Raw genomic sequence first — 17579 nt, 5'->3', positions numbered from 1 at the left:
GGCGCACGACCGTACGACGCCCGACCGAACGACGCCCGACCGAACGACGGACCTCAACCGCACCATCGAGGCCCTGCCCACGCCCTCACCGCACCTCCCCGCGGTGAGGGCGGCGGTGCGTCCGGACGACACCGCTCCGGCGAAAACCGGTGCCGCACCGCCGGACCACCGTGCCATGCTCGGGCTCGTGGAGACCAAGTCCGTCAGCCCCGTGTTCGTCGGCCGTACCGAAGAGCTTCAGACCCTGAACGACGCGCTCGTCCGCGCCGCCGCGGGCGAGCCGCAGGCCTTGCTGATCGGCGGGGAGGCCGGGGTCGGCAAGACCCGGCTCGTCGAGGAGTTCGCCACCGCGGCCTGCCGGGAGGGCGCCGTCGTCGCGCTCGGCGGCTGTGTGGAGATCGGCGCCGACGGACTGCCCTTCGCCCCGTTCTCCACGGCCCTGCGCGCCTTGCGCCGCGAACTGCCGGACGACTTCGCCGCAGCAGCAGCAGGGCAGGAGGAGGAGCTGACCCGTCTGCTGCCGGAGTTGGGCGAGTCCAGCGGAGGGCGGCACGACGAGGAGGGCATGGCGCGCCTCTTCGAACTCACCGCCCGCCTCCTGGAACGCGTCGCCGCCGACCGCACCGTCGTCGTCGCCCTGGAGGACCTGCACTGGGCCGACGCCTCCACCCGCCACCTGCTGGCCTATCTCTTCCGCACCCTGCGCACCGGCCGCCTCGTGGTCCTCGCCACCTACCGCGCCGACGACATCCACCGCCGCCACCCGCTGCGCCCCCTGCTCGCCGAACTGGACCGGCTGCGCACCTTCCTCCGTGTCGACGTGGGCCGCTTCAACCGGGACGAGGTCGGCCGCCAGCTCGCCGGCATCCTCGCCACCGAACCGGAACCCACCCAGGTCGACGCCATCTTCGAACGCTCCGACGGCAACGCCTTCTTCGTCGAGGAACTCGCCGTATGCGCCACCGAGGGCTGCGGCACCGGCCTCACCGACTCCCTGCGCGATCTGCTCCTGGTCCGCGTCGAGCGGCTGACCGACAGCGCCCAGCGGGTCGCCCGGGTGGTCGCCGAGGGCGGATCCACCGTGGAGTACCGGCTGCTCTCGGCCGTCGCCGGACTCGCCGAGGACGATCTCATCGAGGCGCTGCGGGCCGCCGTGAACGCCAACATCCTGCTGGCCACCCCCGACGGCGACGGATACCGCTTCCGGCACTCCCTGGTCCGCGAGGCCGTCAGCGACGACCTGCTGCCGGGGGAGCGCTCCCGCCTCAACCGCCGCTACGCCGAGGCCCTGGAGGCCGACCCCACGCTCGTCCCCGCCGACGAGCGCATCATGCGCCTGGCCAGCTACTGGTACCACGCCCACCACCCCGCCAAAGCCCTCCCCGCCGTCCTGGACGCCTCCGTGGAGGCCCGCTGCCGCCACGCCTACAGCGAGCAACTGCGCCTGCTGGAGCGGGCGATGGAGCTGTGGGACGCCGCCCCGGAGGACGTACGCGACCGGCTGCGCCCCATCGACTACACCGAGGTCTATCCCCCCTGCGGCTGCGACCCCGCCACCACCCCCCTGCGCTATCTCGACATCCTCGCCGAGGCCGCGGTCGCCGGCCGGCTCTCCGGGGAACGCGAACGCGCCCTGAAGATCACCAAACGCGCCCTGCACCTGCTGGAGGACGAGGGCGACCCCCTGCGCGCCGCCTGGTTCTGGGTCCAGCGCTCCCGCCTGGTGCAGGCCCTGGCCCGCGGCGACGGCTGGCGCGAACTGGGCACCGCACAGCAGCTCGTGCGCGGCCTGCCGCCCTCCGAGGTGCACGCCGAGGTGCTCGACACCGTCGCCAATTGGTCGATGCTCCACGAGCCGGGCCCCGACGCCCTCTCGGCCGCCGAGAGCGCCGTGGAGTACGCGCGCATGGTCGGCGCCCGCGAGACCGAACTCAACGCCCGCATCACCCTCGGCGCCCTCCTGGTCGACTCGGGCTCCCCCGAGCCGGGGCTCGCGGAGATGTACGAGGTCAAACAGCGCGCCCTGGCGGAAGGCGTACCGGGCGTCGCCGGCCGCGCCTACGTCAATCTGCCCAGCGAACTCGACGCGGTCGGCCGCACCCGGGAAGCCGTACCGATCCTCCAGGAGGGCCTCGCCTACACCCGCAAGTACGGACTGCTGGACTCCGAGGCCTGGGTGTGGGCCAACCTCTCCGAGGCGCTGTACTCCCTGGGCCGCTGGGACGAGGCCGCCGACGCCGCCACCGGCGCGCTGCGCGTGGGACTCAGCGCCAAGCCCCAGGGCGGCGGCGCGATGTGCCTGGCGCATGTCGCCCTCGGCCGCGGCGACCTGCCCGAGGCCGCACGCCAACTGGCCGCCGCCCGCGCCCACTTGGGCACCCACGACCCCATGCCCCAGCACACGCTCCTGCTGAGCCGCATCACGATCGGCATCGCCGCCGCGGAGGGCCGCCTCCTCGACGCCCGCGCCGAACTGGCCCAGGTCCTCGCCACCGGGATCCCGCCCGGCACCCAGCGCTACGGCTGGCCCGTGCTGCTCGCCGCCGCCACCGCCGAGGCCGACTCCCGCGCCCTGCCCGCCGCCGCCGAGAACAGCGCCGAGGTCATCCAGCGGCTCCGCGACGCCGCCAAGAAGATCGCCACCGACGCCCCCATCTGGCTCGCCCACGAACAGTGGGTGCGCGCCGAGCTCACCCGCGCCGAAGGCCGCGACACCGCCGACACCTGGTCCGAGGTGGTCACCGCCTTCGAACGCCTGGAGCGCCCCTACGACCTCGCCCGAGTCCGCCTCCGCCTGGCCGAGGCCCTTCTCACGGGCGGCGGCGACGAGGAACGCGACCGCGCCGGTGAACTGCTCCGGCTGGCCCGGGCCGTCGCCGACCACCTCGGCGCCCGCCCGCTCGCCCACTCCGTCGCCCTGCTCGCCCAGCGCGCCCGCCTTGCGCTGAGCCCGGCCCCGGAGCGGCGGAACGCCGACCCCGTCGAGGCTCTCGGTCTCACCAGCCGGGAGCGCGACGTCCTGCGCCTGGTCGCCGTCGGCCGCACCAACCGCCAGATAGCCGAGGAGCTTTTCATCTCCCCGAAGACGGCGAGCGTCCATGTCTCGAACATTTTGGGGAAGCTGGGCGTTGCAGGAAGAGGAGAGGCCGCCGCCGTGGCCCATCGCCTCGGGCTGTTTCCGACGGGGGACGGGGACCGCATGGTTGCCGGATGAGAGAGGGGACGCCGTGTTCAACGCCTTCGAGGAGCTGTTCGCACCAGGTCGCAAACACACCCACGACGAGCAGAAACGGCTGGAGCTGACCCGCGAGGACGTGGGCGACGCGGACCCCGGACGCGGACCGATAGACCTCGCGTCCGGGAAGGTCGTCGTACGGCGGCCGAAGCCCGAGGAACCCGAGGCATCGGAAGAAGCCGACGCACCGCAAGGGGAGTCCGCCGAGGAGTGACCGTCGGCTACTTCACCTGCAGCTCCAGGATCCGGTCGTCCCCGCTCTTCGGGTTCCCCCTTCCGTCCGTGTTGCTCGTCGTCAGCCACAGCTTGTCCCCGCCCGCCGACACCACCGTGCGCAGCCGGCCGTACGTGCCGGAGAGGAAGGCCTGCGGGGCGGCCGAGGCCTTCGTCCCCTTGAGGGGTATGCGCCACAGACGCTCACCCTTCAGGCCCGCCATCCAGATGGAACCCTCGGCGTAGGCGATACCGCTGGGGGAGGCGTCGTCCGTGTGCCACTGGGCGATCGGGTTCTGGAACTTGGAGCCGGAGGACTTGCCCTCGGCGTCCGGCCAGCCGTAGTTGCCGCCCGGCTTGATCACGTTCAGCTCGTCCCAGGTGTCCTGGCCGAATTCCGAGGCGAACAGGCGCTGTTTGTCGTCCCAGGCCAGACCCTGCACATTGCGATGGCCGTAGGTGTAGACCGGCGAATTCGGGAACGGGTTGCCGGGGGCCGGTTCGCCCTCCGGGGTCAGGCGGAGGATCTTGCCGCCCAGGGACTTCTTGTCCTGGGCCAGGCCCCGCTGGCCGCTCTCGCCCGTGCCGGCGTAGAGCATCTTGTCCGGGCCGAAGGCGATGCGGCCGCCGTTGTGGATGTACCCCATGGGGATGCCCTTGAAGATCGTGTCCGGTGCGCCCAGCTGTTCGCCGGCCGGCTTCCTCGTGTCGTAGAGCATGCGGGCGATGCGGTTGTCCGAACCCGAGGAGAAGTACGCGTAGATCATGTGGTCCGAGGCGTAGTCCGGGGAGAGGGCGATGCCGAGCAGGCCGCCCTCTCCGGCGTGGGCGACGCCCGACACCTTGCCCAGCTCGGTCTTCTTCCCGGTCTTCACGTCGACCTTGGTGATCGCCCCCGAGTCCCGGGAGGCGACGAGCAGGCCGCTGTCGTCGGGCAGCGGGGCGACACCCCACGGGGTGTCCAGGTCGGTCGTCACCGTGCGCAGCACCTTGACCGAGCCCTTCGCGGGCGGCGCCTGCTCGGCCGGCTGCCGCGACGGCGAGGAGTTCGCGGTCGTGCTCGCCGGTGGTTTTTGGTCGTCGCTCGCGGATCCGCCGCCCCCGTCGCCGGAGGAACAGCCCGCCGTCAGCAGGAGTGCGGTCGTGGCCAGCACGGCCGGCACAGCTCGTCGTAGCACGGTCTTGGTCCCTTCGGGCGGCGGTCCAGCGGCAGGTTCTACTTGTCTTACACCGCTCGCGCCTCGCAGGTTCCCGATCAGCCGATACCGAATCCGCGGCACAGCGGCACCCGGCCGCTCCCGGTCTCGCGACCGCGCTCTTCAGTCCCAGGATCCCCGCGCGCCCGGCAGCCCCGCCACCTCGGCGAGATCGGCCGGTGTCAGCCGCAGCGCCGCGGCCGCCGCGTTCTGCGTCGCCCAGCGCTCGTGCTTGGTGCCCGGGACCGGTATCACGTGCCGTCCCTGCGCCAGTATCCAGGCCAGCGCCACCTGGGCGGGGGTGACCTCGGCGCCGTGGCGGGCGGCCAGGCGGCGCAGTCCGACCACGATGGGCTGGTTCGCGGCCATCATCTCCGCGGTGAAACGGGGGTGCCGGGCCCGCAGATCGTCCGGCTCGAAGCCCTCGCCCGGGGTGAGGGTGCCGGTCAGGAAGCCGTTGCCGAGCGGCATCGCGGCCAGGAAACCGATGCCGCGCGCCTCGCACCACGGCAGCAGCGACTCCAGCGCCTCCGGCGACCACACCGACAACTCCGCCTCCACCGCGCTCACCGGGAACACCTGCTGCACCCGCTTCAGCAGCCCGATCGTCGCGTCGTGCAGGCCCCCGCCCGAGCGGCGGCCGCCGCGCGCGCCGACCGCGCACAGCCCCAACGCCCTGACCTTTCCCGCCTGTACGAGCTCCGCCATCGCGCCCCAGGTCTCCTCGACGGGCACCTCGGGGTCCTCGCGGTGCAGCTGGTAGAGGTCGATCACATCCGTCTGCAGGCGCCTGAGGGACGCGTCGCAGGCCCGCTTCACATACCCGGGGCGGCCGTTGGCCACGATGTGCTGCTCACCCACGAGCAGCCCAACCTTCGTGGAGACGAAGGCGTCCGCCCGCCGCTCCTTCAACACCCGCCCCACCAAAAGCTCGTTGGTGAACGGGCCGTACATGTCGGCCGTGTCCAGCAGCGTCGAGCCCGCGTCGAGCGCGCCGTGCACCGCCCTGACGGACTCGTCGCCCCGCTGCCGCGACCCGCTGTACGCCCAGCTCATCGGCATGCACCCGAGGCCCACGGCCCCCACCTCGAGCGCCCCCGCGCCGATCGTCCTGCGCTCCACCTGCTCGTGACCCTCCCTCTCACCGGTCCACCAACCTAACCTCTGCGCCGCCACCGGCCTGACATAGCCTCCTGGCATGACTGCTGACGTGTGGCTCCCCATCCCGCCGGACACCATCGAGGGGCTCCCCGAAGGCCCCCGTTACCGCTTCTGGGACGGCACCGACGACTTCCCCGCCGATCCCGCCGACTGCGCCTACTACGTCGTTCCCTACATGAAGCCCGCCGAGGTGGCCCGGCGCCCGCTGCCCCGGCTGAGCGGCGTACAGGTCGTGCAGACGCTGTCGGCCGGCATCGACAGCCTGGAGCCCGCTTTGAAGGAGCTGCCCCCCGGCGTGCAGGTGTGCAACGCGCGCGGGGTGCACGAGGCGAGCACCGCCGAACTCGCGCTCACGCTGATCCTCGCCTCGCTGCGCGGCGTCCCCGACTTCGTGCGCGCCCAGGAACGCGGTGAGTGGCTCGGCGGGTTCCGGCCGGCCCTGGCGGACAAGAACGTGCTCATCGTCGGGTACGGCTCCATCGGATCCGCGATCGAGGACCGGCTCGTGCCGTTCGAAGTGGCGCGGGTGGCGCGCGTCGCGCGCTCCGCACGCACCACGGCGCGCGGCCCGGTGCATCCGCTCACCGACCTGCCCGCCCTGCTCCCCGAGGCCGACGTCGTCGTCCTGATCACGCCCCTGAACGACACCACCCGCCACCTGGCCGGGGCCGACTTCCTCGCGCGCATGAAGGACGGCGCCCTGCTGGTGAACGTCTCCCGCGGCCCGGTCGTCGACACCAAGGCCCTGCTCGCCGAGGTCGAGAGCGGCCGCATCACCGCCGCCCTCGATGTCACCGACCCCGAACCGCTGCCCCGCGAACACCCCCTGTGGCGCGCGCCCGGTGTCCTCATCAGCCCCCACGTCGGCGGACCCACCTCCGCCTTCCTGCCCCGCGCCAAGCGGCTGCTCGCGGACCAGTTGACCCGTTTCGTGAACCGGGAGCCGCTGCGCAACGTGATCCTTACGACAGGCTCAACCGGCGCGTGAGGGCGGCGGGTCGAGCGTCCCGCGAGTGACCCACGCGGGGGGCGCGGCAGGCGCACAGTCCGCTTCCGGCACCCTCCGCAGTCTCCCGGACGCGGTACGTGCTCGCATATCCGCTGGTCGTCACGGAGCGTAGAGGAACTATGTCCCTGAGTGACGAGACTGGTGTATCGTCCGGAGCAGGGGCTGCGCCGCGCACCGTTCGGCGCCGGGGATGGACATAGCAGACTGTGAGGGGGGCGACGGGCGATGCACGGCCTATGGACGAGCGATCCGACGCGACGGGACCGCCGGCGGCGACCCTGGCGTACGGCCGCGTGCAGACGCGGTCACCACGGCAGTCACGGCTGCCGTCACAGTCACCACCACCGCAGGCACAGCGGCCGCCGCAGGAATGCGCATCCAGCGCACAGGGACTCGCGGGACTCGGGGGCCCAGCGGACCGGGAGCACCCGGTGAGCCCGGCCCTTCCCCCCACGACCACCTTCGACGGAGCGCTGCGGACGCGGCCTTCGCCCAGGGTGCTGCTGCCCCGCGGCCCGGCCCCCGCCGGCCGGCCCGGCCTGGTCCGTCAACTCGTCCTCGCCCTGGTGTGCGCGGCCTACGCCGTCGGTGCCGCGCTCGACTGGGGCTCCCAGCAACTCGCCTTCGTCATGGGTGACTTCGGGCTGAGCGCCGCCGCGGGCACCGCCGCCGTGTCGCTGTTCCTGTACGCCCGCAGCCGCCGTATCCGCTTTCGACCCGCCTGGCTGCTGTTCGCCCTCTCCTCGGCCATGGCCTGTCTCGGCAACGCGGTCTGGGGGTGGTACGAGGTGGTCCTCGGCGAGCCGGTGCCCACCCCCAGCTATGCCGACCTGTTCTTCCTGTGCTTCGCGCCGCCCGCGATCGTGGGGCTCCTGGTGCTCGCCAAGCGGCCGGTGACCAAGGCCGGGTGGGTCTGCCTCGCGCTCGACGCCTGGCTGATCGGCGGCTCCCTGCTCACGCTGTCGTGGAGCCTCGCGCTCGCCCAGGCGGCCAAGTTCGACGGGCCGAGCGTCGCGCACACCGCGCTGTCACTGGCGTACCCACTGCTGGACATCGCCCTGGTCAGCATGGTGCTCGCCCTGCACTTCCGGCGCTCGGCGAGGAACCGCACCGCGGTCAACACCGCCATCGGCGCACTGGCGTTGACGGTGATGTGCGACGCTCTGTTCACCTCACCGCTGCTGCACAACAGCTACCACTCGGGCCAGTTGCTCGACGCGGGCTGGTTCGCCGGTTCGCTGCTCCTCGCGTACGCCCCCTGGGCCGCGCCCCGCGGCGGACAGCACATGGCGGAGGACGACGGGCACACGCGCGTGGTGCACGAACATCTGCCGGGCCCGCGCGGCGGCGTCCACCAGCACCACCCCGCGCCGCAGCAGGGCGACCACGGCCGCTACCCGGCCGCCCGGCCCATCGCCGGCTCCCTGGCGGCTCTCACGCCCTATCTCGCCGCCGCCGTCTGCACGCTGGGGATCCTCTACAACGTCCTCAACGGCCGCAGTGTCGACCGCGTGGTGCTCCTGACCGGCGGCACGGTCGTGCTCGCCCTCGTCGTGCGCCAGGGCATCATGCTGCTCGACAACATCACCCTCACCCAGGAACTGGCGCAGAAGGAGAACCACTTCCGCTCCCTGGTGCAGGGCTCCAGCGACGTCATCATGATCGCCGCGCCCAACGGCATACTCCGCTACGTCTCCCCGGCCGCCGCCGGGGTCTACGGACGCCCGGCGGAGGATCTGGTGGGCACGGAACTGGCCAGTCTCATCCACCCGGAGGACCTGGGCTGCGTGGTGCACGAGGTGCGCCGCTTCCTCGCCGCCAGCCCGCTCGAGGAACCCACCACGCGCATCGAGTGCCGGTTCCGCTCCGGCGGCGGGGGCACCTCCCGCCCGGGTGAGGCCGGCAGCGGGGGCGGCTGGCTCAACGTCGAGTCGACCGTCAACCGCCACCAGGGCGGCCTCATCTTCAACAGCCGGGACGTGACCGAGCGGGTCCGCCTGCAGGCGCAGCTGCAGCACAACGCCGAGCACGACCCGCTCACCGACCTGCCCAACCGCGCCCTGTTCACCCAGCGCGTGCAGCAGGCCCTGTCCGGCCGCCGCTCCACCGACCGGGGCACGGCCGTCCTCTTCATCGACCTCGACGGCTTCAAGGCCGTCAACGACACGATCGGGCACCAGGCCGGGGACGAGCTGCTCGTCCAGGCCGCCCGCAGACTGCAGGACGCGGTCCGCAAGGGCGACACCGCCTCGCGGCTCGGCGGCGACGAGTTCGCGGCGCTGATCGTGGGGGACGGCACCCGGGACCGCACCGCGCGCGAACGGCACATACTGGAGCTCGCCGACCGCCTCAGGGTCACGCTCTCGCAGCCCTACCTCATCGACGGCAACGATGTCCGGGTGGCCGCCTCCATCGGCGTGGCCTTCGCCGAACCGGGCCTGGGCGCGGGGGAGTTGCTGCGCAATGCCGACCTCGCCATGTACCGCGCCAAGGCGAGCGGCAAGGGGCGCGTCGAGCTGTACGCACCCCAGATGCAGCAGGACGTCGTACGCAAGGCGGAGCTCGCCACGCGGCTGCGTGCCGCACTGCACGACGGCGAGTTCGCGCTGCTGCACCAGCCCCTCGTCTGTCTGGAGGACGGCCGGATCTCGTCGGTCGAGGCGCAGGCGCGCTGGCGCTCCTCGCAGGGGGTGCTGTTCACCCCCGCCGAGTTCCTGCGCGTCGCCGAGGACAGCGACCGGACCGCCGAGCTGGGCCGCTGGATGCTGGAGGAGGCCGTCGAGCAGGCCGCCGAGCGCACCGCGACGGGGCTGGGCGTGCCCGTGGCGGTCCGCGTCAGTGCCCGGCGCCTTCTGGACCGGTCGATGCCGCTCGGCTCGATCGAGGCCCTGCTGACCCGGCACGGACTGCCGTCCGGCTCCCTGGTGATCGAGCTGACCGACGCCGATCCGCGGATCTCGCTGGACGAGCTGGAGCGGAGACTGGGCACCCTGCGCAGGCTCGGCGTCCGGATCGCCCTGGACGGCTTCGGCAGCGGCCATGCGGCGATAACGGCGCTGCGCAGACTCCCCGTCGACGTGCTCAAACTCGACCGCAGTCTGGTCGAGGGCGTCGTCGAGTCCGCCCGGCTGCACAAGATCACCAGCGGGCTGCTGCGGATCGCGTCCGACCTCGGGCTGCAGTCCGTGGCCGAGGGCGTGGACCTGCCCGAGCAGGTCGTGGCCCTGCGCGCGATGGGCTGCACGCACGGGCAGGGCTCGGCGTTCTCCGGTCCGCTCGACGAGTACCGGCTGCGCCGGGCACTGGCCGCAGGCCGCTATCCGGTGCCGCACGGACCCGTGGAGCCCGCGTTCGCGGGTGGTGGCAGCGGGGTGTACACCAGTGGTGTAGCCGCCGTCCTGGGCGGCGGAAGTGACCTCCGCTCACATAATGAGACTCCCGTCCCACCCACTTGACACGTGGTGCGTGCCGGGGGGAGGGTCAGTGCCATGCGCACCCGAATTCTCGTACTTGGAAAGCGCGTCGGCTGAGCTGGTGATGTCCGGACGAACCCGGAACTCCCAGCGACCACACCCGGCGCGCTCCCCTCGCTTGCCTTACGGCACGAGGGGTTTTTTGTTGCACAGGCACTGCCCGCGCAGCATCTGAACCCCGTACAAAGCTCGCAAAAACCCTCAGCATCGAGAAGAGAATGACGATGACCGAGCAGGCCACCGGGACCCATCCGCAGCCGCGGCCCCGATCCGGAGGACAGCAGTCCGCCCCCGAGCACGTCACGGGTGCGCAGTCCCTCATCCGCTCTCTCGAGGAGGTCGGGGCCGACACGGTGTTCGGCATTCCCGGCGGCACCATCCTTCCCGCGTACGACCCGATGATGGACTCCACGCGGGTGCGCCACGTGCTGGTCCGCCACGAGCAGGGCGCCGGACATGCGGCCACCGGTTACGCGCAGGCCACCGGCAGGGTCGGCGTCTGCATGGCGACCAGCGGCCCCGGTGCCACCAACCTGGTGACGCCGATCGCCGACGCGATGATGGACTCGGTGCCGCTCGTGGCGATCACCGGTCAGGTCGTCTCCAAGGCGATCGGCACGGACGCCTTCCAGGAGGCGGACATCGTCGGCATCACCATGCCGATCACCAAGCACAGCTTCCTGGTCACCAAGGCGGAGGACATCCCGCGGGCGATCGCGCAGGCGTTCCACATCGCCTCGACCGGCCGCCCGGGACCGGTCCTGGTCGACATCCCCAAGGACATCCTCCAGGCGAAGACCACCTTCTCCTGGCCGCCGGCCATGGACCTGCCCGGCTACCGGCCCGTCACCAAGCCGCACGCGAAGCAGATCCGCGAGGCCGCGAAGCTGATCACCGCCGCCAAGCGGCCGGTCCTGTACGTCGGCGGCGGCGTGATCAAGGCCGGTGCCACCGCCGAGCTGAAGGTCCTCGCCGAACTCACCGGAGCGCCCGTCACCACCACCCTGATGGCGCTCGGCGCATTCCCCGACAGCCACCCGCTGCACGTGGGAATGCCGGGCATGCACGGTGCGGTCACCGCCGTCACCGCGCTGCAGAAGGCCGACCTGATCGTCGCCCTCGGCGCCCGCTTCGACGACCGCGTCACCGGCAACCTGGACAGCTTCGCCCCCTTCGCCAAGATCGTCCACGCGGACATCGACCCGGCCGAGATCGGCAAGAACCGTGCCGCGGACGTGCCGATCGTCGGCGATGCGCGTGAGGTCATCGCCGACCTGGTGCAGGCGGTGCAGAGGGAGCACGCCGAGGGTCACCAGGGCGACTACAGCGCCTGGTGGAAGGACCTCTCCCGGTGGCGCGACACCTACCCGCTCGGCTACGACCAGCCGGACGACGGCTCGCTCTCCCCGCAGCAGGTCATCGAGCGCATCGGCCAACTCGCCCCGCAGGGCACGATCTTCGCGGCGGGCGTCGGCCAGCACCAGATGTGGGCCGCGCACTACATCCAGTACGAGAAGCCGGCCACCTGGCTGAACTCGGGCGGCGCCGGAACCATGGGCTACGCGGTCCCCGCCGCCATGGGCGCCAAGGCCGGGGCCCCGGACCGGACCGTCTGGGCGATCGACGGCGACGGCTGCTTCCAGATGACCAATCAGGAGCTGACCACCTGCGCCCTGAACAACATCCCGATCAAGGTCGCCGTCATCAACAACGGCGCCCTCGGGATGGTCCGCCAGTGGCAGACCCTCTTCTACAACCAGCGCTACTCCAACACCGTCCTGCACTCCGGGCCCGACGACGTCAACCCGGAGGCCAGGGGCACCCGCGTCCCCGACTTCGTGAAGCTGTCGGAGGCCATGGGCTGCTACGCGATCCGCTGCGAGTCCCCCGAGGACCTCGACAAGGTCATCGAAGAGGCCAACTCCATCAACGACCGCCCCGTCGTCGTCGACTTCATCGTCCACGAGGACGCGATGGTCTGGCCGATGGTCGCCGCCGGCACCTCGAACGACACGATCATGGCCGCTCGGGACGTCCGCCCCGACTTCGGCGACAACGAAGACGACTGAGCGCGACGCAAGAGAGAGACGTAAAAGACCATGTCCAAGCACACGCTCTCCGTCCTGGTGGAGAACACCCCGGGCATCCTGGCGAGGATCGCCGCCCTCTTCTCCCGCCGCGGCTTCAACATCGACTCGCTCGCGGTCGGCGTCACCGAGCACCCCGACATCTCCCGCATCACCATCGTGGTGGGCGTCGAGGACCTCCCGCTGGAGCAGGTGACCAAGCAGCTCAACAAGCTGGTCAACGTCCTGAAGATCGTCGAGCTGGAGCCCGGCCAGGCCGTTCAGCGCGAACTCGTTCTGGTGAAGGTGCGCGCCGACAACGAGACGCGCTCCCAGATCGTCGAGATCGTCCAGCTGTTCCGCGCCAAGACCGTGGACGTCTCCCCGGAGGCCGTGACGATCGAGGCCACCGGCAGCAGCGAGAAGCTGTCCGCCATGCTCAAGATGCTGGAGCCGTACGGCATCAAGGAGCTCGTCCAGTCCGGCACGATCGCCATCGGCCGCGGCGCCCGTTCGATCACGGACCGCTCGCTGCGCGCCCTCGACCGGTCGGCATAACGGCGCAAACGGGCGGCCGGCCGACTCCGGCCGCCCGGATACCGAGACCCTGAGACTTCCCTTACGCCCACCGTCATACGGTGGGACGCAACACCCGCACACAAGGAGAGAACCCAAAGTGGCCGAGCTGTTCTACGACGCCGACGCCGACCTTTCCATCATCCAGGGCCGCAAGGTCGCGGTCATCGGTTACGGCAGCCAGGGCCACGCCCACGCGCTGTCGCTCCGTGACTCGGGTGTCGACGTGCGTGTCGGTCTGCACGAGGGCTCCAAGTCCAAGGCCAAGGCCGAGGAGCAGGGCCTGCGCGTGGTGACGCCCGCCGAGGCCGCCGCCGAGGCCGACGTCATCATGATCCTGGTCCCGGACCCGATCCAGGCCCAGGTCTACGAGGAGCACATCGCCCCGAACCTGAAGGACGGCGACGCGCTGTTCTTCGGCCACGGCCTGAACATCCGCTACGGCTTCATCAAGCCCCCGGCCGGCGTGGACGTCTGCATGGTCGCCCCCAAGGGCCCGGGCCACCTGGTGCGCCGCCAGTACGAGGAGGGCCGCGGCGTTCCGTGCATCGTGGCCGTCGAGCAGGACGCGACCGGAAGCGGCTTCGCGCTGGCGCTGTCGTACGCCAAGGGCATCGGCGGCACCCGGGCCGGCGTCATCAAGACGACGTTCACCGAGGAGACCGAGACCGACCTGTTCGGTGAGCAGGCGGTGCTGTGCGGTGGTACCGCGGCGCTGGTGAAGGCGGGCTTCGAGACGCTGACCGAGGCCGGCTACCAGCCGGAGATCGCGTACTTCGAGTGCCTGCACGAGCTGAAGCTGATCGTGGACCTCATGTACGAGGGCGGCCTGGAGAAGATGCGCTGGTCGATCTCGGAGACCGCCGAGTGGGGTGACTACGTCTCCGGTCCGCGGATCATCACGGACGCGACCAAGGTGGAGATGAAGCAGATCCTCGCCGAGATCCAGGACGGCTCCTTCGCCAAGAACTGGATGGACGAGTACCACGGCGGTCTGAAGAAGTACAACGAGTACAAGAAGCAGGACTCCGAGCACCTGCTGGAGACCACCGGCAAGCAGCTGCGCAAGCTGATGAGCTGGGTGAACGAGGAGGCGTAGGTCTCCGACGGACGGGGCCGGAGCGGACTGCTCCGGCCCCTTTGTCCAGCCCGTCGCATCACGGACGGGTGATCCTTCCGCGGAGGCGCAGGACGAGAACCGCCGCGCCACTACACTGCCGTATTACATACGCGTCAGGCCCACAGCGTCGTGCGTCTTCCACGCGGCTCAAGCGGCCCCCAGGGCCGCGACACCCCTCCACCGCCTGCGGCCGTCGGGACGGCCGTCCGCAATGGACTTGTGAGGACTCACGTGAGCTCGAAACCCGTCGTACTCATCGCCGAAGAGCTGTCGCCCGCCACCGTGGACGCGCTCGGCCCCGACTTCGAGATCCGCCACTGCAACGGAGCGGACCGAGCCGAACTGCTCCCCGCCATCGCCGACGTCGACGCCATCCTGATCCGCTCGGCCACCAAGGTCGACGCCGAGGCGATCGCCGCCGCGAAGAAGCTGAAGGTCGTCGCGCGAGCCGGCGTCGGCCTGGACAACGTCGACGTCTCCGCCTCCACCAAGGCCGGCGTGATGGTCGTCAACGCCCCGACCTCCAACATCGTGACCGCCGCCGAGCTCGCCTGTGGTCTGCTCATCGCCACCGCCCGCCACATCCCGCAGGCCAACGCCGCGCTGAAGAACGGCGAGTGGAAGCGCAGCAAGTACACGGGCGTGGAGCTCGCCGAGAAGACCCTCGGTGTGGTGGGTCTCGGCCGCATCGGCGCGCTCGTCGCCCAGCGCATGTCTGCCTTCGGCATGAAGGTCGTCGCCTACGACCCCTACATCCAGCCCGCGCGCGCCGCGCAGATGGGCGTGAAGGTGCTGTCGCTGGACGAGCTGCTCGAGGTCTCCGACTTCATCACCGTCCACCTGCCCAAGACCCCCGAGACCCTCGGTCTGATCGGCGAGGAGGCGCTGCGCAAGGTCAAGCCGAGCGTGCGCATCGTCAACGCCGCGCGCGGCGGGATCGTCGACGAGGAGGCGCTGTACTCCGCGCTGAAGGAGGGCCGCGTCGCGGGCGCCGGCCTGGACGTGTACGCGAAGGAGCCGTGCACGGACTCGCCGCTGTTCGAGTTCGACCAGGTCGTCTCCACCCCGCACCTGGGCGCCTCCACGGACGAGGCGCAGGAGAAGGCAGGCATCGCCGTCGCCCGCTCGGTGCGCCTCGCCCTCGCCGGTGAGCTGGTGCCCGACGCGGTGAACGTGCAGGGCGGTGTCATCGCCGAGGACGTCAAGCCGGGCCTGCCGCTCGCCGAGCGTCTCGGCCGCATCTTCACCGCGCTCGCGGGCGAGGTCGCGGTCCGCCTCGACGTCGAGGTGTACGGCGAGATCACCCAGCACGACGTGAAGGTGCTGGAGCTGTCCGCCCTCAAGGGTGTCTTCGAGGACGTCGTCGACGAGACGGTGTCGTACGTCAACGCCCCGCTGTTCGCGCAGGAGCGCGGCGTCGAGGTGCGGCTGACCACCAGCTCCGAGGCGACCGACCACCGCAACGTCGTCACCGTCCGCGGCACGCTCACCGACGGCCAGGAGGTCTCGGTCTCCGGCACGCTGGCGGGTCCGAAGCATCTGCAGAAGATCGTCGCCGTCGGGGAGTACGACGTCGACCTCGCGCTCACCGAGCACATGGTGGTGCTGCGCTACGAGGACCGTCCCGGCGTCGTCGGCACGGTCGGCCGTGTCTTCGGCGAGGCGGGCATCAACATCGCCGGTATGCAGGTCGCCCGCTCCGCGGTGGGCGGGGAGGCGCTGGCCGTGCTGACCGTTGACGACACCGTTGCTGCCGGGGTTCTGGCGGAGGTTGCCGAGGAGATCGGGGCCACGTTCGCCCGGTCCGTGAACCTGGTCTGACGGGGCGTTGGGGGTGCTGTCTGGGGGCTGCCGCCCCCAGGCTCCCGCTTTCGTCCCTTGAGGGGCCTCGTCCTCAAACGCCGGACGGGCTGAAATTGCCCGTCCGGCGCTTTTTATGTGCCCGTCACTTGTCGATCACGTGAATCCCCCGCAGCGCCCGCGCCGCCAGCAGTGCCGCCGCCGCGAGGAGTACGGCTCCGGCGATCGCCGCGCCCTGCATGCCGTTGGTGAAGGCCTCGCGGGCGGCGGTGGCCAGGGCGTCTCCCGTGCGCCCCGGGAGCCGGTCCGCGATCGCCAGGGCGCCGCCGAGGGTCTCGTGGGCCGCGTCCGGTGCCGAGGCCGGGATGGCGTGGCGGTAGATCGCGGTGCCGATGGAACCGAGGATCGCCATGCCCAGGGCGCCGCCGAACTCCGCGCCGGTCTCCATCAGGGAGGACGCCGAGCCCGCCCGCTCCACCGGGGCGCTGCTGAGGGCGAGGTCGGTGATCTGCGAGATGACCATGACGATGCCGGAGGCGAGGACGCCGCACGCGGCCAGGACCAGCCAGAGCGAGTCGGTGTCCGCGAACGCCAGCATCGCGTAGCCGCCCGCGGCGATGGCGAAGCCGGCGGTGACGACGTGGGCGCGGTTCACGCCCTTCTGGACCAGTGAGGTGGCCAGCGGGGCCGCCATGCCGATCGGCACCGAGGGGAGCAGCGCCCACAGGGCCGCCTCCATCGCGCTCTTGCCGAGCACCGACTGCAGGTACTGGGTGGTGAAGTAGGCCGAGCCCATCATGCCGAACGAGGCGACCAGGTTGAGGACCACGGAGGGGGCGAAGCCTCGGCCGCGGAAGAGGGCCGGGTCGATCAGGGGTGAGGCCACGGTGCGCTGGCGGTGGACGAAGAGGGCCGCGAAGAGCAGGCCGACGGTGATCGAGACGACGTAGTGGGCGTGCCAGCCCTCGGACGGGATCTCCTTGAGGCCGTAGATGACGGGGAGCACGGCGGCCATCGACAGCGGGACGCTCGGCCAGTCGAAACGGCCGGGCTCGGGGTCGCGCGACTCCGGCAGCAAGAACGGGCCGAGGACCAGCAGTACGGCCATGGCGGGCAGGTTGACCAAAAAGACCGAGCCCCACCAGAAGTACTGGACCAGGACGCCGCTCATCACCGAGCCGAGCGCGATGCCGGCGGTCATCACGCCGGACCACATGCCGATCGCCTTCGCGCGCTGGCCGGGGTCGGTGAACATCGCGCGGACCAGCGCCATGGTCGACGGCATCAGGGTCGCGCCGCCGATGCCGAGCACCGCGCGGGCCGCTATCAGGGTCTCGGCGCTGTTCGCGTAGGCCGCGACGAGCGAGGCGGCGCCGAAGGCCGCGGCGCCGATCAGCAGGAGTTTGCGGCGGCCGATGCGGTCGCCCAGGGAGCCCATGGTCATCAGCAGGCCGGCCAGGACGAAGGCGTAGATGTCGAAGATCCACAGCTGCTGGGTGCCGCTCGGCTCCAGGTCCGCGCTGATCGCCGGGATGGCGAAGTACAGGACGGAGACGTCCATCGAGACCAGCAGCAGCGGGAGCATCAGGACGCCCAGCGCGGTCCATTCGCGGCGGCCGGCGAGGCCGGGCGGGGAGGTGGTGGTGCTCGGTGAGTTCGTCATGACAGGGACTGTACGAGCGTCTTAAACGGTTGTCTAGTACGCTTGTATAAATCGCTCGTCTAGGACG

The 17579-nt window shown here is 71.1% G+C and carries 11 protein-coding genes; 8 read left to right on the top strand and 3 right to left on the bottom strand.

The features are described from left to right. Positions 1 to 175: 175 nt before the first annotated feature. Positions 176 to 3214, top strand: a complete 3039-nt coding sequence (locus JYK17_RS24535) for a helix-turn-helix transcriptional regulator (RefSeq protein ID WP_222811214.1) — start codon at positions 176 to 178, stop codon at positions 3212 to 3214. Positions 3215 to 3227: 13 nt separating this feature from the next. Continuing rightward, positions 3228 to 3449: a DUF6191 domain-containing protein gene (locus JYK17_RS24530; protein WP_108015499.1), complete on the top strand. Its 222-nt coding sequence runs from the start codon at positions 3228 to 3230 to the stop codon at positions 3447 to 3449. A gap of 7 nt (positions 3450 to 3456) precedes the next feature. On the opposite strand, the gene JYK17_RS24525 is transcribed toward JYK17_RS24530, so the two are convergent. Together JYK17_RS24525 and JYK17_RS24520 are read right to left on the bottom strand one after the other, a co-directional pair. Next, positions 3457 to 4611 (bottom strand): PQQ-dependent sugar dehydrogenase, encoded by a 1155-nt coding sequence (locus JYK17_RS24525; RefSeq protein WP_222811213.1) that lies wholly within the window; start codon positions 4609 to 4611, stop codon positions 3457 to 3459. 156 nt (positions 4612 to 4767) lie between these two features. After that, complete coding sequence (locus tag JYK17_RS24520; protein ID WP_128801861.1) at positions 4768 to 5766, bottom strand: aldo/keto reductase; 999 nt, start codon at positions 5764 to 5766, stop codon at positions 4768 to 4770. 76 nt (positions 5767 to 5842) lie between these two features. Here JYK17_RS24520 and JYK17_RS24515 point away from each other — a divergent pair, with 76 nt between their 5' ends. The 6 genes from JYK17_RS24515 to serA all read left to right on the top strand — a co-directional run bounded on the left by JYK17_RS24515 (position 5843) and on the right by serA (position 15870). Then, positions 5843 to 6793 (top strand): 2-hydroxyacid dehydrogenase, encoded by a 951-nt coding sequence (locus JYK17_RS24515; RefSeq protein WP_108015496.1) that lies wholly within the window; start codon positions 5843 to 5845, stop codon positions 6791 to 6793. A gap of 452 nt (positions 6794 to 7245) precedes the next feature. Then, on the top strand, positions 7246 to 10269 hold the full coding sequence (locus tag JYK17_RS24510) for a putative bifunctional diguanylate cyclase/phosphodiesterase (RefSeq protein ID WP_164932159.1): 3024 nt from the start codon (positions 7246 to 7248) through the stop codon (positions 10267 to 10269). 242 nt (positions 10270 to 10511) lie between these two features. Further along, positions 10512 to 12356, top strand: coding sequence for an acetolactate synthase large subunit (locus tag JYK17_RS24505; protein WP_128801858.1), 1845 nt, complete (start codon positions 10512 to 10514; stop codon positions 12354 to 12356). A 30-nt stretch (positions 12357 to 12386) separates the two neighbouring features. Continuing rightward, positions 12387 to 12911, top strand: coding sequence for an acetolactate synthase small subunit (gene ilvN, locus JYK17_RS24500; protein WP_016432494.1), 525 nt, complete (start codon positions 12387 to 12389; stop codon positions 12909 to 12911). A gap of 118 nt (positions 12912 to 13029) precedes the next feature. Beyond that, positions 13030 to 14028 carry a ketol-acid reductoisomerase gene (gene ilvC, locus JYK17_RS24495; RefSeq protein WP_108015494.1) on the top strand — a complete coding sequence of 333 codons (999 nt, stop codon included), beginning with the start codon at positions 13030 to 13032 and terminating at the stop codon, positions 14026 to 14028. A 252-nt stretch (positions 14029 to 14280) separates the two neighbouring features. Then, a complete protein-coding gene (gene serA / locus JYK17_RS24490; protein ID WP_108015493.1) occupies positions 14281 to 15870 on the top strand; it encodes a phosphoglycerate dehydrogenase in 1590 nt (529 codons plus the stop codon). 124 nt (positions 15871 to 15994) lie between these two features. Here serA and JYK17_RS24485 read toward each other — a convergent pair whose 3' ends face one another. Continuing rightward, the gene (locus JYK17_RS24485) at positions 15995 to 17512 is read right to left on the bottom strand and encodes an MFS transporter (RefSeq protein ID WP_222811184.1); all 1518 of its coding nucleotides are present in this window, start codon (positions 17510 to 17512) and stop codon (positions 15995 to 15997) included. Positions 17513 to 17579: the final 67 nt, after the last annotated feature.

Source organism: Streptomyces plumbidurans (genome assembly GCF_019857225.1).
GTDB lineage: Bacteria > Actinomycetota > Actinomycetes > Streptomycetales > Streptomycetaceae > Streptomyces > Streptomyces plumbidurans.
Note: the sequence above shows the minus strand (reverse complement) of the source record. Positions and strands in the feature narration are given on the sequence as shown.

Coding starts and splice junctions, on each gene's coding strand:
- JYK17_RS24535 (WP_222811214.1), top strand. CDS start 176: ATGCTCGGGCTCGTGGAGACCAAGTCCGTCAGCCCCGTGTTCGTCGGC.
- JYK17_RS24505 (WP_128801858.1), top strand. CDS start 10,512: ATGACCGAGCAGGCCACCGGGACCCATCCGCAGCCGCGGCCCCGATCC.
- ilvN (WP_016432494.1), top strand. CDS start 12,387: ATGTCCAAGCACACGCTCTCCGTCCTGGTGGAGAACACCCCGGGCATC.
- JYK17_RS24515 (WP_108015496.1), top strand. CDS start 5,843: ATGACTGCTGACGTGTGGCTCCCCATCCCGCCGGACACCATCGAGGGG.
- JYK17_RS24485 (WP_222811184.1), bottom strand. CDS start 17,512: ATGACGAACTCACCGAGCACCACCACCTCCCCGCCCGGCCTCGCCGGC.